At 58.6% G+C, this 21,178-nt stretch carries 15 protein-coding genes; all 15 read left to right on the forward strand.

The window, feature by feature from the left end; translation table 11 throughout:
• Window positions 1-12 precede the first annotated feature (12 nt).
• The 15 genes from Q1K07_RS03815 to tssA all read left to right on the forward strand — a co-directional run bounded on the left by Q1K07_RS03815 (window position 13) and on the right by tssA (window position 21,175).
• Window positions 13-762, forward strand: coding sequence for a hypothetical protein (locus Q1K07_RS03815; protein WP_300308079.1), 750 nt, complete (start codon window positions 13-15; stop codon window positions 760-762).
• A gap of 54 nt (window positions 763-816) precedes the next feature.
• Entirely contained in the window at window positions 817-1,347 is a 531-nt protein-coding gene (gene tssB / locus Q1K07_RS03820) for a type VI secretion system contractile sheath small subunit (protein ID WP_149284526.1), read from the forward strand.
• Between the two features lie 15 nt (window positions 1,348-1,362).
• Entirely contained in the window at window positions 1,363-2,868 is a 1,506-nt protein-coding gene (gene tssC, locus Q1K07_RS03825) for a type VI secretion system contractile sheath large subunit (RefSeq protein ID WP_300308084.1), read from the forward strand.
• A 132-nt stretch (window positions 2,869-3,000) separates the two neighbouring features.
• Window positions 3,001-3,489 carry a type VI secretion system baseplate subunit TssE gene (tssE, locus tag Q1K07_RS03830; RefSeq protein WP_300308087.1) on the forward strand — a complete coding sequence of 163 codons (489 nt, stop codon included), beginning with the start codon at window positions 3,001-3,003 and terminating at the stop codon, window positions 3,487-3,489.
• On the forward strand, window positions 3,489-5,324 hold the full coding sequence (gene tssF, locus Q1K07_RS03835; protein ID WP_300308090.1) for a type VI secretion system baseplate subunit TssF: 1,836 nt from the start codon (window positions 3,489-3,491) through the stop codon (window positions 5,322-5,324). The genes tssE and tssF overlap by 1 nt, the downstream gene beginning before the upstream one ends.
• A complete protein-coding gene (gene tssG, locus Q1K07_RS03840; protein WP_300308093.1) occupies window positions 5,288-6,367 on the forward strand; it encodes a type VI secretion system baseplate subunit TssG in 1,080 nt (359 codons plus the stop codon). The genes tssF and tssG overlap by 37 nt, the downstream gene beginning before the upstream one ends.
• Window positions 6,364-8,991 (forward strand): type VI secretion system ATPase TssH, encoded by a 2,628-nt coding sequence (gene tssH / locus Q1K07_RS03845; RefSeq protein ID WP_300308096.1) that lies wholly within the window; start codon window positions 6,364-6,366, stop codon window positions 8,989-8,991. Before tssG ends, tssH begins: the two co-directional genes overlap by 4 nt.
• A gap of 11 nt (window positions 8,992-9,002) precedes the next feature.
• Entirely contained in the window at window positions 9,003-9,602 is a 600-nt protein-coding gene (gene tssJ, locus Q1K07_RS03850) for a type VI secretion system lipoprotein TssJ (RefSeq protein WP_300308099.1), read from the forward strand.
• Between the two features lie 46 nt (window positions 9,603-9,648).
• A complete protein-coding gene (gene tssK, locus Q1K07_RS03855; RefSeq protein WP_300308102.1) occupies window positions 9,649-10,992 on the forward strand; it encodes a type VI secretion system baseplate subunit TssK in 1,344 nt (447 codons plus the stop codon).
• Between the two features lie 8 nt (window positions 10,993-11,000).
• Entirely contained in the window at window positions 11,001-11,720 is a 720-nt protein-coding gene (gene icmH / locus Q1K07_RS03860; RefSeq protein WP_300308105.1) for a type IVB secretion system protein IcmH/DotU, read from the forward strand.
• Window positions 11,721-11,729: 9 nt separating this feature from the next.
• Window positions 11,730-15,677 carry a type VI secretion protein IcmF/TssM N-terminal domain-containing protein gene (locus Q1K07_RS03865; protein WP_300308108.1) on the forward strand — a complete coding sequence of 1,316 codons (3,948 nt, stop codon included), beginning with the start codon at window positions 11,730-11,732 and terminating at the stop codon, window positions 15,675-15,677.
• A gap of 67 nt (window positions 15,678-15,744) precedes the next feature.
• Window positions 15,745-16,683 (forward strand): type VI secretion system-associated protein TagF, encoded by a 939-nt coding sequence (tagF, locus tag Q1K07_RS03870; protein ID WP_300308111.1) that lies wholly within the window; start codon window positions 15,745-15,747, stop codon window positions 16,681-16,683.
• On the forward strand, window positions 16,683-19,148 hold the full coding sequence (tssM, locus tag Q1K07_RS03875; protein ID WP_300308114.1) for a type VI secretion system membrane subunit TssM: 2,466 nt from the start codon (window positions 16,683-16,685) through the stop codon (window positions 19,146-19,148). Before tagF ends, tssM begins: the two co-directional genes overlap by 1 nt.
• Before the next feature lie 205 nt (window positions 19,149-19,353).
• Window positions 19,354-19,899, forward strand: a complete 546-nt coding sequence (locus tag Q1K07_RS03880) for a type VI secretion system tube protein Hcp (RefSeq protein WP_149284538.1) — start codon at window positions 19,354-19,356, stop codon at window positions 19,897-19,899.
• 172 nt (window positions 19,900-20,071) lie between these two features.
• Window positions 20,072-21,175, forward strand: a complete 1,104-nt coding sequence (gene tssA / locus Q1K07_RS03885; protein WP_300308120.1) for a type VI secretion system protein TssA — start codon at window positions 20,072-20,074, stop codon at window positions 21,173-21,175.
• Window positions 21,176-21,178 lie beyond the last annotated feature (3 nt).

The following is a 21,178-nucleotide window of genomic DNA, read 5'->3' on the forward strand; positions in this document are numbered from 1 at the left end:
GGGAATCTGGAAATGGAACGAACGTTTGACATAGAGTCGTTCATCAAGGCTCGCAAACAGACGCGAGTTGTCGGTGATCTCCTGCATGAACAGGCAACGGATTACCTTGATACGCTAGGACTGTTGATTCGCCCCCAGACGATCTTTGGTGAATATCTCCAAGGTGCGCCACGAGGCAGTGGTAGAGAAGCCCAGCATGCTTTCAAGGAATTCAAGTCCCTGTTTGAAAGCACGGCCGGGGCAGCGCCATTTCGACTGATCCAGGAACTGGACGTTCCCCTGGAAATCCTCAGCTCTACCCCCCAACTGTACCCCTACGAATACGACGTGTCCCTGGCGGGACGTGACAAGCCCCTGCGCGTCACCAGTCCGGTGCGCTGGATCGTCGGTTTCAAGGGCTTCGAGCTACAGCAGTTTCGCCAGATTATCAAAGACCCAAATCGCAGCACCGCCGAACTGTTCCGTTTTGTCGTGCATTACCTGATGCTCTTTTATTGCATCAATCGTGCGCCAGGCTTGGGGCGCCTGCTGCTGGGGCTGCGTTTTCCAGTCAGTTTCGAGAAGCTGACGGATTTTGGTGACATGCCATTCTGTGTCATAGGTTCTCCAGTGACATCACATCTTCCAGATGAAAGCCTGATCCTGAGAAGCACGGAGATCGCTGGTAACAACACTTTCGAAGAGCTGATTGACGAGGCGGACGTCGCCGAAATGGAAGATGCCGTCAAGGAACGCCTGATGAAGGCCATCGCCGCGATTTGAGGTCGTCGGCACTGAAGCGAACGAATCATATCAACGCATGAGGATATCGACGCCATGGCGGAAAGGGATAGCACACAACACAAACTGGGACGAATTCGCGCACCGCGTGTTCACATTACCTACGACGTGGAGATTGGCGATAGCCAGGAGCAGAAGGAACTTCCCTTCGTGGCCGGCGTGGTAGGGGATTACACCGGTAATCCGCTGAGCCCGCCTCCCAAGCTCAAGGATCGCAAGTTTGTTGCCATCGACCGTGACAATTTCAACAGCGTGTTGAAGGGGTTCAAGCCTCGTTTGGCTTATCGGGTCGACAATACGCTGTCGAAAGATGGTTCTCAATTGCCGGTAGAGCTGAACTTCAATGCACTGGAAGACTTTGAACCACAGAACGTGGTCAAACAGGTCGAACCGCTGCGCAAGCTACTGGAAGTGCGTAACAAGCTGGCCGACCTGCGCAACAAGATGGGCGGCAACGACAAGCTGGAAGAACTGCTGATGGACGTGCTGCAGAACAGCGAGAAACTCAAGGCCCTGGGCGAAGAGTTTGGTCGCGAGCAAGCGGTACGCTCAGACGACGACAAGTAACGGCGGAGTCACGACATGTCAGAGAAGAATACCGAAACCCAGGCAGCGGCGGCTCAGGACGTTCAGGAAACGGTTTATGCGCCACAGTCGTCGCTGCTTGACAGTATCATTTCCGAAAGCCGTGTAGCTCGCTCGGAGACTGAGCGTAATCGCGCTCGTGACCTGATCGAAGAGCTGGTTGCCCAGGTGCTGGAAGGAGAAGTCCTTCCCAGCAAGGATCTGATTGCCGTCCTTGATGCCCGCATCGCGGAAATCGACGCCATGCTCTCGGAGCAGATGAACGAGATCATGCATGCCAACGAGTTCCAGCAGCTCGAATCATCCTGGCGTGGCCTCAAGTATCTGGTTGACCAGAGTGAAACGGGCACCAACATGAAGATTCAGGTGCTCAACGCGACCAAGAAAGATCTGGTTCGCGACATGAAGTCGGCTCCCGAATTTGATCAAAGTGCACTGTTCAAGAAAGTGTACGAAGAAGAGTACGGCACTTTCGGTGGCGCTCCTTTCGGTATGCTGATCGGTGATTATGAGTTTTCTCGCAGCCCTGAAGATATCTATCTGCTCGAGCAGATATCTCACGTGGCGGCGGCGGCTCATGCCCCGTTCATCTCGGCGTCTTCCCCCGAACTGTTCGGCTGGGATTCCTTCACCGAAATGAGCGGGCCACGAGATCTCTCCAAGATCTTCGACACGGTCGAATACGCCAAGTGGAAATCCTTCCGTAACTCGGAAGATGCTCGCTACGTCGGTTTGACCCTGCCCCATGTACTCGGACGTCTGCCGTACGGCCCAGATACTGATCCGGTCGAGGAATTCAACTTCGTCGAAAATGTCGATGGCCGTGAGCACAACAAGTATCTGTGGATGAATGCCGCATATGCCCTGGGTGCCCGGGTGACGGATGCCTTCTCCAACTATGGCTGGTGCGTGGCCATTCGCGGTGTCGAGGGTGGTGGGCTGGTCGAGGACCTGCCGACTCACACCTTCCAGACCGATGATGGGGAAGTGGCCCTCAAGTGCCCGACAGAGATCGCCATCACTGACCGTCGTGAAAAGGAACTGGCCGATCTTGGCTTCATTCCGCTGGTGCATTGCAAGGGTACCGACTATGCCGCCTTCTTCGGCGTGCAGTCCGCCCAGAAGCAGAAGCAGTACAACACGGATGTGGCCAACGCCAACGCGCGTCTGTCGGCACAGCTGCAGTACATCTTTGCCACTTCACGTATTGCCCATTACATGAAGGCCATCATGCGTGACAAGGTGGGCAGCTTTGCTTCGCGCACCAGCGTTGAGCGCTATCTCAATGACTGGCTGTCCCAGTATGTGCTGCTCGATGACAACGCTAGCCAGGAGGCCAAGGCCCAGTTCCCGCTGCGTGAAGCACGCGTGGAAGTGGCTGAAGTGCCGGGCAAGCCGGGCGTGTACAAAGCAGTGACTTTCCTGCGTCCTCACTATCAGCTTGATGAATTGACCGCGTCTCTGCGCCTGGTAGCTGAGCTTCCCCAGTCAACTCGCAATTGATCGCGGCTGACGTCGTTGGCGCTGACGTCGTTGGCGCTGACATCAGTTGAGCACAGAAGCTGCTGAGTGTGGCTGAAGGATTGCGCCGATCAAGGGAACGCCCGAGATCGGCCATGGCTGATGAGGTGAACCGTGCAAGTCAAAGGCACAAGGATGTTCGTGCCCACGCTCTGGGATCGTCTGCTTGATGACGAACCACATCGCAGTGTGGAAGCCGTGGAAAGGCAGTGGTGCTCACTCGAGGAGTACAAGGCCTCGATCGTGAGCGACCTGGAATCCCTGGTCAACACTCGTCGAGAGCTCCTGGCATCACAATTGTCGGGATATCCACTGCTGCATGGTTCATTGCTGGAGTTCGGTTTACCTGACTTTCTCGGCAGGGGGCTGCACAGCAGTGAAGACCGCCAACTGATTCAGCGCCAACTCGAACACGCCATCGAAAGTAACGATTGTCGTTTTCGCAACGTGCGTGTCCGGCTTCTCGACCAGGACAACCAGGACCGTCTGTTGCGTTTTCGTGTGGATGCCTTGCTGGTACTGGTGGATGCCTCTCAGCAAGTCGCTTTTGATGCGGTGCTTCAAGCCGAAACCCAGAGTTATAAAGTACAGAATCTGACCTGATGCTAGACGAACTGCTGCCGTATTATGAAAAGGAACTTTCGCACCTGCGCTTTCTGGGCCAGGAGTTCGCGCGTGAGTATCCGAAAGTGGCTGCTCGTCTCCAGCTCGAGGAGGATGGATGCGCGGATCCGCACACCGAGCGTCTGATCGAGGCGTTTGCCTTCCTGTCAGCCCGTGTCCACAAGAAGCTCGATGACGACTTGCCGGAAATCGTCGAGTCCTTTCTTGATGTGCTGTACCCCCATTACCTGCGGCCCATGCCATCGCTGTCGATTGCCCAGTTTGACCTTGGCGATCGGTCGACCCTGGATTCACGCTATCGGGTGCAACGACATACTGAGCTGTTTTCCCGTGCGATTGGGGGCACTGCCTGCCGCTTCCGTACCTGCTACGACGTGAGTGTCTGGCCGATCAAGGTGGAGCAGGCACGCTTCAACCTGCTGGAGCGTTCGGCCTTCAATGGACGCGACCGGGACAGCGTTGCGCGTCTGGATCTTGATCTGACAAGTCTGTCAGGCCAGAGCGTCGGACCCTTGGGTATTGATAGCCTGCGCTTCTTCCTCGATGGGGAAGGGGCCTTGATGCATCCATTGCATGAATTGCTCTTCAATAACCTGTCACGGCTTAGCGTCAGCTTCCATGAAGGTAGCCAGCGCCGTGAAGTCAATCTGCCACTCGATGCTATCCAGGCAGTAGGGTTTGGAGTGGATGAAGGGCTTATCGAGTATTCCGAGCGCTCTTTCCTCGGTTATCGACTGTTGCATGAGTACTTCATCTTCCCGGAGAAATTCATGTTCTTCGATATTCGGGGGTTGGAACGGGTACTGACGAGAATCAAGGGCTCGGGCTTCCAACTGCATTTTCATTTTGCGGACTATACCCAGAGTGAACGTCTGGCACGCCTGGCTCAGAACCTCGGACGCAATCATTTTCGTCTTGGCTGTACCCCAGTGATCAACTTGTTCCAGCAGCTGGCGGAGCCGATCAAGCTGACCCACACCCAGCATGAATATCCAGTGGTGGCCGATGTTCGTCATCCCTATGGGGTGGAAATCCTGTCCATCGACAGCGTCAAGAGAGTCAAGAAAACCGCAGAGCGCGATGTGGTGTCAGTGTGTCACCCATTCTTCGAACCACGTCGCCGGGATACCCAGCGTGATGCAAGTTACTGGGTCGCCAGGCGAGTGCCTTCCGAACGCCGCCAGGATAATGGTACCGAGTTGCAACTGCGCCTGGTGGATCGAGAGCTGACTCGGGTCGATACCGCCAACGATGTGCTCAGTCTCAAGCTGACATGCAGCAACCGGGATCTGCCCCAGCAGTTGGGCTTCGGGCAGCCGCAAGGTGATTTCACGCTACCTCAGGAACAAGTCGTCAAGACCATTCGTTGCCTGCGCAAGCCGACCACCGCGGTGCGTCCGCCGCTGGGCAAAGGGCTGATATGGCGCTTGATTTCTCATCTGTCGCTCAATCACCTGTCACTGGTATCCCGTGGCCGTGAAGCCTTGCTGGAAATACTCGCGTTGTACAACTATCGCGATACGGAAGCGGCCCGTCGCCAGGTCAATGGCATCGTGTCGATTGACAGCCAGCCGGCCATGACTCGAATCGGGCATCCTCGCCCGGCGTTCGTGCGTGGCCTGGGCATTACTCTGGAACTTGATGAGCAGCAGTTCATCGGTAGCGGTATCTATCTGTTTGGCATGGTGCTGGACCATTTCTTCGGTCAGTACTGCTCTATCAACAGCTTTACTCAACTCACCTTGCGTAGCCGCCAGCGTGAGAAGGATGTGGTGACATGGCCGCCCAGAACCGGCTCTCAGCCCCTGGTCTGATTGATCGAGCTCGGGCTGAGCCATACCGGTTCGGCTTCTTCCAGCTCGTGCGCTTGCTCAGGCTGCATTACAGCCATCAGGGGCGGCTTGACCCTGAGTCACGCCCCCATGAGGATCCGCTGCGCTTTCGTACCAAGCTGTCGCTGGAGTTTCCGGCCAGTGAAATCAGTGATCTGACCTTTGAAAGCACCAAGCGTCTGTCACCTCTGGAACAGCCTTTGACCGAGGTCCAGGTCACCTTCATGGGCCTGGTCGGGCCTTCGGGGGTTCTACCGCGGCCTTATACCGAGACGCTGATCGATCGTCACATACAGCTGCGTGACGATGCCGCTCATGCGTTTCTCGACCTGTTCTCGCATCGCATGACAGCGCTGTTCTATCAGGCTTGGCAAAAGTACCGCTTCTTCATCGAATACGAGCGTAAGGGTGAAGCTGACTTCGAACGTCAATTGCATGCACTGCTGGGCCTGACGGAGCGCTCCACGGCATTGCTGACTGATCGCCACGCCAAGGATGAGGCCGAGGCAAACCTGCCCAGGGAGTTGTTTGGTTACTTTGCCGGTCTGCTCGGGCAACGTCCACGCAACACCCACAACCTGCAGGTGATGCTGGGCTTCTATTTTGGCGTGTCCTGCCAGGTACGTCCTTTCTCGGGGCGTTGGCTGGATATTCCCGAGCGTGAGCGTACATGCCTGGGCTCGCGCAACGCCCAGTTGGGGCAGTCAGCCGTGGCAGGCAATCGAGTGTGGGACTACCAGTCCTGTGTGCGGATAGCGCTGGGGCCACTTTCTCGGATGGATTTTCAGCGCTTTCAGCCTGGTTCTCCTGATTACGCCCAACTGGTGGAACTGATCCGCTTCTATCTCGGTGCAGAGCTGGATTTTGAAGTGGAACTTGAGCTCGAAGCTCGTGAAGTGCCTGCGGCCCGCCTGGGCGGGAGCGATGGCGTGACGCTTGGTCGCATGGGTTGGCTGGGCAGTCAGGCGCGTACATGCAACGGTCATGCACTTTTCCAAATCCCCTTTAATGGAGCCACAACGTGAGCCTCAAGACACTGTTTGCCAAGCTCAATGATGTCAGCCGCGGTGCCATGGAAGAGGCCGCTGGCCTGTGTCTGGCTAAACGTCAGTACGAAGTGGATGTCGAGCACCTGCTGCTCAAGCTGCTGGATGCTGATGACAACGATGTGCTGCGCATTGCTCGCCACTATGAACTGGCCCTGGATCGGCTCGCCGATCAGCTTGACCAGGCACTGGAAACCTTCAAGACAGGCTGTACCCGTACTCCGGCGCTGTCACCGCATATCACTCGCCTGATAGAGCGGGCCTGGGTGATTGCCTCCATCGAGCAGGAAGTCTCGCGCATTCGCAGCGGGCACCTGATGCTGGCCTTGCTGAGTGATCAGGAACTGCGTCGGGTTGTGGTGGAAAGTGCACCGGAGCTGGAGCATCTGGATGCCGACGACCTGCGCCTGAACTTCAATGATCTGCTGTCAGCCAGCCCCGAGCAACAGGATGCCGTCCAGACCGAATCCTCCGCAACGGGGAAGGAGGGGGCAGCGCGCCGCGGTGGCAAGACGCCTGCTCTGGATCAGTACACCATCGACCTGACAGCCAATGCCCGGGAAAAACGCCTCGACCCCGTACTTGGCCGGGATGGCGAAGTTCGTCAGATGATCGACATTCTTACCCGTCGCCGCCAGAACAATCCGATTCTCACAGGGGAGGCCGGGGTCGGCAAGACCGCAGTGGTCGAGGCCCTGGCGCTGAAGATCGTTGCCGGAAATGTGCCCGATGCGTTGGCCAACGTCGAGCTGCGCACTCTGGACCTGGGCCTGCTGCAGGCTGGTGCCGGGGTGAAAGGGGAGTTCGAACAGCGCCTCAAGAATGTCATTGAAGAGGTCAAGCGCAGCCTGCATCCGATCATTCTTTTCATTGATGAAGCGCATACGCTGATCGGCAGTGGCGGACAGGCCGGCCAGAACGACGCCGCCAACCTGCTCAAACCAGCACTGGCTCGGGGCGAGCTGCGCACCATCGCCGCCACGACCTGGGCGGAATACAAGAAATACTTCGAAAAAGACGCCGCGCTGGCGCGGCGCTTCCAGGTCATCAAGGTCGATGAGCCTACGGAAGAGGTTGCCATTGACATGCTGCGAGGCCTGGCGGGCCGCATGCGTGATCACCATGGTGTGGAAATTCTCGATGACGCCGTGATCCAGGCAGTACGCCTGTCCCATCGTTACATCACGGGTCGCCAGTTACCGGACAAGGCGGTCAGTGTGCTGGATACCGCCTGTGCCCGCGTGGCTTTGGGGCAGGCAGTAGCCCCGGCGGAGTTGGAAGATGCACGCCAGCGCCTGAGTGACCTCGACGCCGAGCAGGCGGCGCTGCTGCATGAGCAGGAACGCGGCGAAGATGGCCATGGCCCTCGTCTTGAGGATCTGGCAACCCGGCGTGCGGAGCTTGTCGATACGATTGCTGACCTGGAACTGCGCTGGCAGCAGCAGCGCGATGGTGTCGCGGCGATTCGTGATGCAGAGAAAGCCTTGAGCGAGGCAGAAGACGAGGTGGCCCGTGAAGCCGCCCGCGAGAACCTGCTGAAGGCGCGCCATGCGCTCGAAGATATCGTCGGTGACCGCCCCATGGTGCACCCCTGTGTCGATGGCAATGCCATTGGCGCAGTCGTGGCTGCCTGGACAGGGATTCCGTTGGGCAAGATGCAACGTGACGAAATCGACACCGTGCGCCGTCTGCCGGAGCTGCTGGGAGAGCGTGTCATCGGCCAGGACCATGCCCTGGTCGAGATTGGCAAGCGCATCAGCCTTTCCAGGGCCAAGCTCGAGGACCCCAACAAGCCCATCGGTGTCTTCCTGCTGCTCGGCCCCAGTGGTGTCGGCAAGACCGAGAGCGCCTTGGCGCTGGCCGATACTCTGTACGGTGGTGAACGTAATTTGATCACCATCAACATGTCCGAATACCAGGAAGCGCATACCGTTTCCTCTCTCAAGGGCTCTCCGCCCGGTTATGTCGGTTACGGCGAAGGCGGTGTGCTGACCGAGGCTGTCAGGCGCAAACCCTACAGCGTAGTACTGCTGGATGAGGTCGAGAAGGCTCATCCGGATGTACTTGAGCTGTTCTTCCAGGTGTTTGACAAGGGCGTCATGGAAGATGGTGAAGGGCGCGAAATCGATTTTCGCAACTGCGTCATCCTGCTGACTTCCAATGTTGGTACAGACTGGATCATGGAGCGTTGCCTGGGGGCCGAGTCTCTACCAGAGGCAGAGTCACTGGTAGAGGAAATGCGTGATTCACTCAATGCCATCTTCAAGCCGGCATTTCTCGGACGTCTCAAGATCGTGCCCTATTACCCTGTGCAGGGTGATGTACTCACGCGAATCGTCAATCTCAAGCTGTCCCGCCTGCAACAGCGTTTCTCGCATAACCATGGGGCGCAACTCAGCTTCGAAGAGTGTGTGGCGGGGCATATTGCCGAACGTTGCACCCAGACCGATAGCGGCGCCCGCAGCATCGACCACCTGCTGACCGGCTCCCTGATGCCGCAACTGGCTGAACGGGTTCTGGAGCGCATGGCGGAAGATACGCCTATCGACAGCATCGTAGTGGGTGTCGACGAGCATAGCGATTTCACCTATCGCCTGATGTAGGAAAAAGAAAAATGACATCACGCAGGGAATCTTCAGCATTCATTCGCCATAGGGCCTGGCCACTGATCGTTGGGGGATTGGTGGTCACGGGCCTGCTCAGTGGTTGCGGTGTGGGGGGGCGTATTGGCAACCAGATGGACGGCACGGTCGGGGATGTGCTGTTCGGCAAGAATGAGCGTGTCATCGTCGCGCTGGATGCCGACGAAGAGCTTAATCCGGATGCCGAGGGCAATCCGCTTTCCGTCGTCGTGCGTATCTACCAGCTTGACTCGCTGACGGCCTTCAATGCGGCGTCGGCAGACGAACTCTGGCGTAGCGGCAAGGACAGCCTGGGGGAGTCACTGCTGGCCGAGCGTGAAACCGTCATGTTGCCAGGGAAACAGGTCACGGATAGTGCTCCCATGAATCCCGACACCAAGTATGTCGGCGTGGCAGCTTTTTTCCGCCAGGTACCGGATCAACGCTGGCGCCTGGTATTCGACGCTGCCGAGATGCGCAAGGACGGCATTCTGACATCGCCAGATGGTGTGGCCTTGCATCTGGCAAATGATTACATCGAACCTGCGGACGATGACAGCCTGGAGTTGCTCGTCGCGGATAACGACAGCTGATGATGCTCTCGTCACACGCTGTGAGCGACCAGGAAGGAAGGGATCAGTGAGCAAGCATAACCGTGTAATGTGGTCGGAAGGCATGTTCCTCCAGCCGCAACACTTTCAGTATCAGGATGAGTATCACCAGCACCAGCTTGGAGAAGTCAGTGCGCGGGGCGGCGCCTTCAATTGGGGGGTGCAGGAGCTGGCCGTGGATGAAGACGCTCTGGCTCAGGGGCGTTTGCAGCTGACTCGGCTCAAGTTGGTATTCCCCGATGGCACCCTGGTCGATGCTCCACAGCATGACCCATTGCCCCCTGCGCGGGACCTTGGAGAGCTGAATGGAACGGCGGAGTGCAAGATCTACGCAGCCCTGCGTCTGGTCGAGCCGCACTCGCCCAATGTGGTGGATGAGCAACACCGGCGTGGCAATAACCGTCGTTATCGACAGCGTTTCGAGCATGTGCCGGACCTGCTTGAGGGGGAAGTGGAAAACGAGCTTTCCCTGCTGGAGCTGAATGTCTTGTTGTTGCTGGAAGGGGACGACCTGGATGGCACCAGTCATTGCCCGTTGGTGGTGCTCAAGCGCAACGCTGCAGGTGGTTTTTCCGTAGAACGGGACTATGTGCCACCGTGCCTGCACCTGAGCAGTAATGATACTCTGCTGTCCCTGGCTCAGCGTCTGATCGGTGTGCTGCAGGCCAAGAACGAGGCACTTTCGAGCCGTCGGCGAGAACGTGCGGACCAGGTCGCCGAGTTCGGTTCCAGTGACGTCACACTGTTCTGGCTGTTGTACACGGTGAATCGGGCATACCCCGATCTGGCGCACCTGCTCCAGCATCCGCGACTGCACCCTGAGCAGTTGTTCCGCTTCCTCAATGATCTGGTTGCCAGCCTGATGACTTTCTCCATGAGTCATCGACTCAGCGATCTGCCCATGTATCGTCATGAAGATCCGGCCGCTTCCCTCTTCCAACTGGACAGCATGGCTCGGGAACTGCTCGATACCGTCGTTCCCAATCAGTACATCCCCATCGCCCTGGAACAGACCAAGCCTTCCTATTATGTCGGCCGCTTGAACGATCCACGTCTGGTCGATGCGGATTTCTATGTCTGTGTACATGCGGACATGCCGGGTGCCAAGCTGATCGAGCTGGTGCCCCGGGCCTTCAAGGTTGGCTCTCCGGAGGACATCGAAGTCGTGGTCAACAGTGCCATGCCGGGCGGCACCCTGGTGCATGCCAGCCGTCTGCCGGTGGCCATTCCCGTGCGTCTGGACAACCACTATTTCGCGCTCGAACCGCGTGGGCGGATGTACGAGCGAATGATGGCAGCGCAGGCCATCTCCTTCTACGTCCCAGGCGGTTTTACCAATCTCAAGATTGAACTCATGGCGGTGCTGAAATGAACCAGTACGTGGCGAACCAAGACCATACCCAGGAGCAGGATGCGACGGATAGTACCCAGGCAACGCTGCGTACCCTGACTCAGGACTTCTTTTCCATGGTGCTCATGGTCCGGCGTGGCAGTGAAGCACAAGGCGTCGACGAGTTCCTCGAGCGGGTCGAGAACTACTTCCAGGATCTGGAAAAAAGAGCATTGGCGGCTGGTTATACCCTGGAGCAGTTCCGTGATGCCCAGTATGCGCTGTGTGCCTTCCTCGACGAGAGCGTGCTTGGAGCAGGGGAAAGCAATATTCGCCATCACATCGAACTGCACCCATTCCAGTACAAGTACTTTGGCGTGCACCTGGCAGGAGAAGGCTTCTTCGAGCGCCTTGAAGCCCTGCGCAGCGACGTCAAGGGCAATCTTGATGTGCTGGAGATCTACCATCTGTGCCTGGCGCTGGGATTCGAGGGCAAGTTCCGTCTCGAGCACCGCGATCAGTTGCGTTATATCGCCAATACCCTGGGACAGGACATTGCACGCTATCGCAAGGTGCCCCAGGAACTGGCTCCTGATTGGAAACTGCCTGACCAGGTAGGGCAGTTGCTGCGCTACGAAGTGCCGGTATGGGTTTATCTCGTGCTGATTGCCCTGCTGTGTGGCGTGGTTTACCTGATTCTCGGCGGCATTCTCGACGCTCGTGTCGATGCGCTGGTCGAGTCCCTGAAATCTCTGTTCGATGGCTCCTAGGGGCGTGTCATGAGGCGATTACTAGGAGTTCTGAAGAGTTTCTGGCTGGTATCGATCGTGCTGTGGTTGATCGGTGTCGGATTGTGCGTGTGGTGGATTCCACGACTCGGTGGCGGTCCCCAGCGTCTGGCCATTGCCGTGGCCCTGCTCAGTGCCGTCTGGCTGCTGGCCGTGGTGCTGCGCAAGTATCGCAAAGTGCGTGCCGACAGGGGCATCGAAGAGCTGGTCACGCTCGAAGTCAACCGGGAAGCCGCCAGTGCGGCCTCGCAGTCGGGAGACTACGAGGTCCTGCGTGAACGCCTCAAGGCTGCGCTGGGCATGCTCAAGGCGCGTGGTGGCAGTAAAAGCAGCTTGAGCGAACTGCCCTGGTTCCTTGTGGTCGGCCACTCAGCCTCGGGCAAGACATCATTGCTGAGTCGCTCCGGCCTCAATACCAGTGTGGCAGGGATTGGAGCGGAAACCGGCACTCAGTATTGCGATTGGTATTTCGGCAATGACGCGGTATTGATCGATACCGCCGGGCGTTATATTGCCGAGGAACAGCCTGCCCAAGAGTTTGCCGAGTTCCTCAAGCTGCTGGCCAAGCGGCGCAAGCGTAACCCGATCAATGGCCTGGTGGTGGTCGTCGATCTGCCGGCGCTGCTGCGTGGTTCTCGGGAGGATAGCTACGCCCTGGCCCAGCAATTGATTGAGCGCATCGACGAATACCACGCTGCGATGGATGCGGCCCCGCCGGTCTATCTATGCTTCAGCAAGACCGACCTGGTGCCGGGGTTCGTCGAGGCGTTCTCCCGCCTCGACAGTGAGGCACGCCAGCGTCCATGGGGGATGTCTTTCTCTCTGGCGGAAATTCGCGGCAAGGGTCTGCGCCAGGCCTTCTCCGAGCGTTTCGAGTCTCTGGTAGCTTCCTTGCGTGCCCATGTGGATCGTCGGGTCATCGAGAGTGGACAGGATGCCAACAGCGAACTGTTGCGTTTCCCGGACTACGTGAATGAGCTCAGAAATCCTCTGATGGATTTCCTCGAACCGTTCGACCTGCGTCATAACCCGGACAGTGCACCGCTGGCTCGTGGCCTGTACTTCACCAGTGCGTTGCAGCGTGGTGATGTCATCGCACCGGTCTTCAATCAAGCGGCCAGCAAGATGTTTGCCTTGAACAGAACCGCGGAGACGACATCACAAGCGAGAGGTGAACGCAGTTACTTCATCCAGGGGTTGTTCCGCGATGTGGTGATCGCGGACCGCAACCTGGTGGAGCACCACTCACGCAATGGCCGTCGACGTTCCTTCCATCTGTGGCTGGTGGGAGCAGGGATGCTGGCAGGGCTGGGTGTCATCGGCCTGATGGCCCATGCCTTCTGGAATAACCGCACGGGGCTGATGAATTTCGAGGAACAGCTGGCAAGTGTGGAGCAGGCCGACGATGCCACCAAGCTCGAGACGTTGCAGGGAGAGCTGGCGCGCTTGCACCAGCAGCAGCGCGAGGGCGTGGCACTATGGGAGGATGCCGGGCTCGATAGTGGTGACAAGCTCCGTCCAGACCTGGAAGACACCTATTTCTCGGCTCTGAAAGATCAGGTTCTGGCGCCCATCGCGGCCAATCTGGGGCAGCAACTGGCCGAGGTCGGGGCGCTGGCGGATTCCCTGGGGCTCGATGTTGAACTGCCGACTGCGGCTGCGGATAACCTGGATCAGCAGGATTATCTTGCCAATGCGGCAGGTCAGGGAAGCGAGATGCTGGACCGCACAGGCGAACGCCTGCAGGACCGCCTGACCCAGCGCCCGACCTTGGGTAGCGTGCCGCGTTCTCCTGGTGAGCTGGCCAGCCGCCTGCGTGGTGAAGCCGACTATCGCCTGCGTGGCAGTGTCAATGATGCCTATTGGAGCGCCCGCTCAGATGGACGTGAAGCGCTGCGCGAAGGCGCGCGCAATGCCTGGGAGAATGCCCAGAACGGTGGGCTTGAAGAACAGTTGGCAGAAAGCGAAGCCCTGTCGGGTATTGGTCCGTCATTCTCGGCGGCTGCACTCAGCCAGCTTGAGCCCAGTCAGGTTTCCGATCTAATCGATGCCTACGACGCATTGAAGCTTTATCTGGTGCTCACGGATCCCGAGGCTCATCCTGAAGTCGACTTCGTCAAGGAAGCGTTACCGCGAGCCTGGCAACGCCTGGCCGAGCACGACAGCCAGGTGCCCCAGGGAGGCCAGCTGATCAGTGACAACGTGGCGCTTTATGCGGCATACCTGGAAGAGGGCAAGGCACCGGCCCTGGACAGAGACGAACGCCTGGTGGCCCAGGCACGTGCCAATCTCAAGGCCTTCCTGGTGCAGGCATCGCCAGCGGACCGAGAGTATCTGCGCCTGCGTCTGGCAGCAGAGAAACAGTTCCCTGCATTGACTCTATCCGACATCCTGCCCAAGGCCGACCTACCGTTGATGTATTCCGGAGAAGCGGTACCCGCCTTCTTCACCCAACGGGTGTGGCAGGAGTTCGTCCAGCCTGAACTGGCGAAGACCTTGGCCTCGGATCTGAGTGTGGAGCGTGACTGGGTGCTGGAAGGGGACTCCGAACTGGATGCCGTGCAAAGCAAGGCCCAGTTTGCCCGAGCAGTGCTGGCACGCTACAAGCGCGACTACATCTATGCCTGGGAACGCTTCCTGGCCGGTGCTGGGGTACGTCGTTTCGAAGGGCTGGAAGCATCGCGCAAGAATCTCACTCAATTGAGCGACTACCAGCGTTCTCCGCTCAAGATCCTGCTGCAGGTCGTGGATGCCAACACGCGTTGGGACAACCCTGATGTCGAGCAACGTCAGGCGAGCGGAGACAGTGAGGAAAAGGTGCCGCAGGACAGCACTTCTCCAGGCTTCTGGAAGCGCACCGTGAACTGGGTGAGCGGGTCAGACCAGATGGCTGAACAGGCACTGACACAAAGCAGCGACATGCCCTCGATCCATGATGGCATCCTGGCACGCCATTTCGAACCTGTCGGACAACTGTTCCGTACCGATGCCGGTGCCGAGGACGATGCGACGCACATGGACCGCTATCTGTTGCTGCTGCGTCAGTTCAAGGTGCGCCTGGATAGCCTGGAACGCGGCGATGTCGGCAAGCGCACCAAGCAGTTGGTGAGTGATGTGATTGGTGGTCGTCCCAACGAGATCACCGAACTGCACAACTATGTGGCAGCCAATATCGACACTTCACGTGACGAACTGGTGCAGTCCGTGCAGCGTCTGTTCCGCGACCCGGTGGACTTTGCCGTGGCCAGCCTCGATGGTCCGATATCCGGCCAGCTTGCCGGCGCCTGGGGCGAACAGATCTCGAGGCCCTGGAACAAGATGGTGAGTGGGCGTTATCCCGTCAGCAACTCCAGCAATGAGGCTTCGGTTCGCGACCTGCGTCACTTCGTCGACCCGAACTCCGGCCTGCTGGCCAGCTTCGATGAGAACGAGGTAGGCAACCTGGCAGAAGCCAACCGCAATGGCGAGCCTCTGGTCGATCCGTTGATCACTGCCACCATTGCCCAGGGTACTGGCGTGGGAGAAGTGCTCGATAGCCTGGCGGATGTGGAGAATGGATTCGAGATCATGATCCAACCATCCCCAAATCTCACTGCCATCACCCTGTCGCTGGACGGGCAACAACTGGAATACCGCAATGGACCCCAGTCCTGGCAGCGCTTCACCTGGCCGGGCGATGGACGCCAGGCGGGGGCACGGATGGATGTGATGACCTTCGGGGGAACTCGGGTCAAGGTATTCGATTTCCCTTCCCGCTGGGGGCTGCTGCGCATGGTGGATTCCGCCGATGTGACCAACCTCGATGACGTGCGTCAGCGTCTGACCTGGTACACCAGTGTGGGACCAGTGAGCATCACGGTGCGCAACTTCGGTGGTGTCAAACTGACTGATCTCGACAAGGTCCGGCGCCTGCGCATTCCTGCGCTAGGAGCTCGATAGAGCAGATGGACTCGATAGGGATGGAAGAGCTGGACATGGCAATGGCAGAGCGCAAGGAGGCTGCTTGATGATCGGATATTTCGGCAAAGTGCCGGGAAGTGCCGACTTCGTAGCACATAACGCTGCCTACAAGGATGTGCGTGAGCTGGATAGCTGGCTGCAGGATGCACTTGCCTGGATGGCCGAGTGCGATGCTGGCTGGCATGAGCGCTTCGATGCTCTGCCGATGTGTTTCTTCCACTTCCGTGCAAGCAATGGCCACTGGCTTCTAGGCGGAATGCAGAGTTCGCGAGATGCCAGTGGGCGACGCTATCCCTTGCTGGTCTTCCAGCGCCTGGGCGTCGCGCCCGGCGTGGAAGGCAGCGTGGGAGTGCACACCCTCAGCGAGACCTTCTGTGGTCAGTTACGAGGGCTTTTGCAACGCCTGATTCACGGTGATGCCGGGGTGCAGGAACTGCACCGCTCCATGGAAGAGCTGCGCGAGCTGGGCGAGGGTGATCTGAAGTTGCAGCAACGCTTGTTGCAGCGCTTTCTCGAGGACGTGCGTTACAGCGATCTGTCGCGAGCACTGAATCCCGGTTTCCCGGAATTCGTTGCCAGTGCCTTTGCCCTGCGCATGCAAGGTCTGCGGCAACGCCTGCTGGTGGGTGAGGCATTGCAAGCGGTCATGCCATTGCCCGCCGAACGTGCGCTCAAGCGCCCAGCTGCAGATCTGTGGCTGCACTGGCTGGATAGAAATGGCCCCAGGGCCAAAGCCAGTCTGCTGGTGGATGACTTCATGCGTCCTCAGCTATGGCGCTTTGCTCGTATTGAGAGAGAAGCCTTCCGCCTGTTGGCGGGAGTGGCGCCGCAGGAGGCGCGCTTTGATGTCCTGGAGTCCTTCGAGCATTTCGATCCGCAATGGGCGTCTGTGGAACCGCCTTCAGCGGAGCTGGACATGGGTACTTATATAACGCGGTTTCCCGGTGAGGAGAACGCTATGCGAATGGATGGACCCGCGTTGTGATGAACCGATTGAAATATTACTTCGTGAAATATCGTCCCTATGTACTGGGCGTGGCCTTCTTCCTGCTGATCTTCGTGATCTGGGGGTTGGGGGCGCTGATGGGCTTCTCCTCGCTGGATAGCCTGCTGGTGGGTATTGTGGTCTTCCTGGTGGTGTCGGCCTTGTATCTGCTGCTGCTCTATCGTGGCGTAGGCGAGAAGAAGGACGATGTAGAGTCGCTGCTGATCCAGAATGCCGACGATGCGGTGCTGGGAGCCGCTCCGGAGGACCGCGAAGAGGTCAGTCTGTTGCGTGAGCGTCTGCTCAATGCCCTGGAGAGAATGAAGAAGGGGCAGGGTGGCAAAGGGCGCAAGCGTGACCTGCTGTATCGCCTGCCCTGGTACCTGGTCATTGGTCAGCCCGCGGTAGGCAAGAGCACGCTGGTCTATCGCTCTGGCCTGGATTTTCCGTTCGCCGACCGTGAAAGTGCCCGGGTCGCCGGTGTTGGTGGCACCCGTCATTGTGACTGGTTCTTCAGCAGCGAAGCTGTATTGCTGGATACCGCTGGTCGCTATATCAGCGATGAGGAAGAAGCCGGCAAGTGGCGGGCATTCCTTGACCTGCTCAAGCGCCACCGCCCACGCCGCCCACTCAATGGCTTGATCGTGGCCGTGAGCGCCGATGAGTTGATCGACAGCTCCGCCAGTCAGCGTGATGTACTGGCTCGCCGCCTGCGCGAACGTATTCAGGAGACTCACGAGCTGCTGGGTACGGTACTGCCTATCTATCTGGTCTTCACCAAGAGTGACCTGATTCCTGGCTTCCGCCAGTTCCATGAGCAACTGGACCCGGCCCAGCGCGAAGAAGTGCTGGGAATGTCTTTCCCTCATCAGGACTTTGCCAATGCCGACTGGCGCCAGCGTTTCTCCACGGCGCTAAAGCGCATGGTGGTGCGTTGCCAGGCCATTGGCACGCAACGCTTGATCGAAGGGGATATCCAGCATACCCGTGCTGAACCTGCTGCTCTGGAATTCCCGCTGGAGCTGCGTGCTCTGTCACCATTGCTATCGGACTTCGTCGGCGCATTGCTGCAGTCGAATCCCTATCAGTCATCACCGCTGCTGCGTGGTTTCTATTTCACCAGTGCGCTGTCCGATGGTCAGCCGGCCCTGGGGGAACATGCACAGAACGTCGAGCGTCGCTTTGCACTTTCCGGAGCCCGTCCTGCCAGCGCCAATCGGGATGGCAAGAGCCTGTTCGTGAAAGGGCTGTTCTCCCAGGTCATCCTGCCCGACCAGCACCTGGTCGGGCTGTATGCTGGCCCCAATGGCGCGCGTCGACGTCAATTGCGCTGGTGCTGGGCGGCGGGTGCGGCGGCATTGGCGCTCTGTATCGCCTGGGGCGTGTCCTTCTACCACAACGCCGACGAACTCAGTGCCATTGACGCGAAGCTGGCGCAGGCCAAGGCATCGGATGCCGACCATACAGCGTATACCCAGTGGGAGACACTGGACGCCCTGCGTGGTGTGGCCCAGACCTATAGCCAGCGTCATGAACAGGGGGTTCCCTGGTCCATGGGCTTTGGCCTCTATCAGGGTGATGACGTGGAGCCGGCCATCCGTGACACCTATTTCACGCGCCTGAAAAGCGACATGCTCGACCCGGTGGCGGATAACCTCAATCAGTCCCTGTTCGTGCTGCCGACCATTCCGGTGTATCGCTCAGGGGAAGGTCAGCGCATGACCGCCATCGATATCGAAAGTGTCGAACCCAATGCTTTGCCACCGGACAACTCGCCCCAGGCGCTGGCCGAGTTCGGTAATGCCACGCTGGGTACCTATCTGGAGCTGTCACGCACGCCGCGCGACAAGATCGATGCTGATCTGCTGAGAGCGCACCTGCCGGATTACTGGTATCCGTCCATCACACAAGCCCGTGATGGCCAGCGCGACCCGCGTGATCTCGGTTATGCCAGTCGCCAGATCGACTTCTATGCCGAGCAGGTGCATGCCGATGATGTGCCCCGGATCGACGACAACGCCTTCCTCATCTCGTCGAGCCGCAATTACATCGACGGACTGCTGGACCGTTCTCTACGTACCGTGGAAACCATCACTCTGGAATCCGACACCTTGTTCGCATTCGGCCGTGCGGACTTTGCCGGCCTGCAGGGTGAAGGGCAGCGTCAGCTCAATCGCATCGCAGAGCGGCTCAGCAATACCCCCAATGTGGGGCGCATCACCATTACCGGCCATGCCGACCAGATTGGTTCGGCATCGGCCAACAAGCGTCTCTCGCTGGAGAGGGCGCAAACAATACGGACGTATTTGGTCGGCAAGGGCCTCGCGCCTGAGCTGGTCGAAGCCGTCGGGGCTGGCAATGAACGCCCCCTGGTGCAGTGCGACGGCAGCATGAGTCGTACCGAAAGGATTCGCTGTCTGGCACCGAACCGCAGGGTGGAGATCGAGGTTCGTGCACTCAACTGAGGGCAGGAACTGGCGTCATTGTCGCCAAAAGGAGGAAGTTCACCACTTCCAGGAAGTGGTCGACGACCGCAGGCCATACCTTCCGGGGCCATGGATGCCCCTGGCGGTAGCGTGCCTGGAAAAGGGCCCGACGAGTCACGGGAGTGCGATTTCGATACTCGCCGGGCCAAGCTCATCAACATCGCAAACTAGGGAATGACACATTATGGCATTTGATGCATATCTGAAAATTGACGGTATCCCGGGCGAAAGTCTGGATGCCAACCACAAGGACTGGATCGAGCTGCTGAGCTTCGAGTTTGGCGCCAGCCAGGCCACTTCCGCGACTGCCAGCTCTGCTGGTGGTGCTTCTGCCGAGCGTGTCAATGTCAGTGACTTCGCGATTTCGAAGTTCATCGACAAGGCATCTCCGAAGCTGTTCGAGGCTTGCTGCCGCGGCCAGCACATCAAGGAGATCACGCTGCATGTCAACCGTGCTGGCGGTGATCAGGTGCGCTATCTCGAAGTGAAACTGGAAGAAGTCATCGTGTCCTCCACTGAAATGGAAGGCATGAGCAGCTTCTCCCAGAATGCTGCTGGTGGTGCTACCGATTCTGTGCATGATTCGCGTCATGATCTGCCTTCCGAGGCAATCAAGTTCAACTTCGCGCGTATCAAGGTCACCTACACCCAGCAGAAGCGTCAGGACGGCCAAGGTGGTGGCAACATCACTGGTGGCTGGGACCGTACTCGCAACCGCGTGTACTCCTGATCGTCATGCCCAAGGCCATGGGGGAAACCCCATGGCCTTCTTGCTCATGCGATTTACAGGCATGGCGAATACCTGCAACAGGCTGGGGGGTTATGCCCTGGATACCCGGGCTGTCGCAGGTGTTTTTCAGCGCTAAACGGCAATGGCCGAGAGTCAGTGAAGAGGAATGAACATGGCCGATGAATGGGATCGCGAAGCACTGCTGGCACCGATCGGTGACAATGGTGCCGGGGAAGATCTGAGCTTTTCGCTGCTGATGGATCAGATCAAGGAGGCGCGGCGTGCCGATCCAACTTACCTCAGTCAAGGTGAGTGGCAGGCCGATCTCAAGAAGTCCGACTGGAACGAGGTCATCGCGCTGTCTACCGATGGACTTGCCTACCAGAGCAAGGACCTGGTGCTGGCCGGATGGTTGTGCGAAGGGCTTTCCCACCGTCATCACTTCGTTGGCATGGCCTACGGCCTGGGCGTCGTCACGGCGCTGTGCGAGCGCTACTGGGACTCGCTCTTTCCGACCCTGGAAGATGGCGAAGAAGAGCGAGTGGGGCGGCTGATGTGGCTGGATAACACACTGGCCGGCATGGTAGGTGATATCCCGTTGCTCGAAGGTCAGGGCTATGGCCTGAATCGCTATGAAGAGTCCCGGCAGGTCGAGAACCTGGCACGCAATGATGTCGATGCCATGGATACGGCCTTGTCGGAAGGCAAGATCAATGCCGAGATCTTTCAGCGCAGCGTGGTGCTGACCGAGACCGATTTCTTCAAGCAACGCCATGACGAGATCCAGCGCTGTCAGCAGGCACTGGAGGCACTCGATCAGGCCCTGACCGAACATCTTGGCGACCAGACTCCGGCCTTTACCCAGTTGACGACAGTCCTTGGTGACTGTACTCGGCTGATCGAACGTGTGCTGGGTGAACGTGGCGTCAGCCTGGGGGGCGAGTCAGGAGAAAGCAATGAGAGCGCGGCATCTGGTGCCGAAGTCACGGTAGAGTACCAGCGGACGGCTCCCGCGACACCGGCCAAGGTAGCGTCAGCCGGCGCAGCCCTGCGTACTGTACCGCAAAGTCGCGAAGAAGCCTTCGAGATGCTCAATGGTGTCGCCCAATTCTTCAAGGGCAGCGAACCTCACAGCCCTGTGCCATATCTGGTCGAGCGAGCCGTTCGCTGGGGTCGCATGCCGCTGGAAGAATGGCTGCGTGACGTGATTCGTGAAGATCACATCATTGACAGTATCCGTGACACCCTGGGCACGCAGCGGCGGGATGAGGACTAAGAC

The sequence above is a fragment of the Halomonas sp. genome, assembly GCF_029263665.1.
Lineage (GTDB): Bacteria > Pseudomonadota > Gammaproteobacteria > Pseudomonadales > Halomonadaceae > Halomonas.

Excerpts from the sequence above, each read along its gene's own strand:
- Q1K07_RS03815 (WP_300308079.1), top strand. The coding sequence starts at position 13 with ATGGAACGAACGTTTGACATAGAGTCGTTCATCAAGGCTCGCAAACAG.
- tssB (WP_149284526.1), top strand. The coding sequence starts at position 817 with ATGGCGGAAAGGGATAGCACACAACACAAACTGGGACGAATTCGCGCA.
- tssC (WP_300308084.1), top strand. The coding sequence starts at position 1,363 with ATGTCAGAGAAGAATACCGAAACCCAGGCAGCGGCGGCTCAGGACGTT.
- tssF (WP_300308090.1), top strand. The coding sequence starts at position 3,489 with ATGCTAGACGAACTGCTGCCGTATTATGAAAAGGAACTTTCGCACCTG.
- tssG (WP_300308093.1), top strand. The coding sequence starts at position 5,288 with ATGGCCGCCCAGAACCGGCTCTCAGCCCCTGGTCTGATTGATCGAGCT.
- tssJ (WP_300308099.1), top strand. The coding sequence starts at position 9,003 with ATGACATCACGCAGGGAATCTTCAGCATTCATTCGCCATAGGGCCTGG.
- Q1K07_RS03865 (WP_300308108.1), top strand. The coding sequence starts at position 11,730 with ATGAGGCGATTACTAGGAGTTCTGAAGAGTTTCTGGCTGGTATCGATC.
- tagF (WP_300308111.1), top strand. The coding sequence starts at position 15,745 with ATGATCGGATATTTCGGCAAAGTGCCGGGAAGTGCCGACTTCGTAGCA.
- tssM (WP_300308114.1), top strand. The coding sequence starts at position 16,683 with ATGAACCGATTGAAATATTACTTCGTGAAATATCGTCCCTATGTACTG.
- Q1K07_RS03880 (WP_149284538.1), top strand. The coding sequence starts at position 19,354 with ATGGCATTTGATGCATATCTGAAAATTGACGGTATCCCGGGCGAAAGT.
- tssA (WP_300308120.1), top strand. The coding sequence starts at position 20,072 with ATGGCCGATGAATGGGATCGCGAAGCACTGCTGGCACCGATCGGTGAC.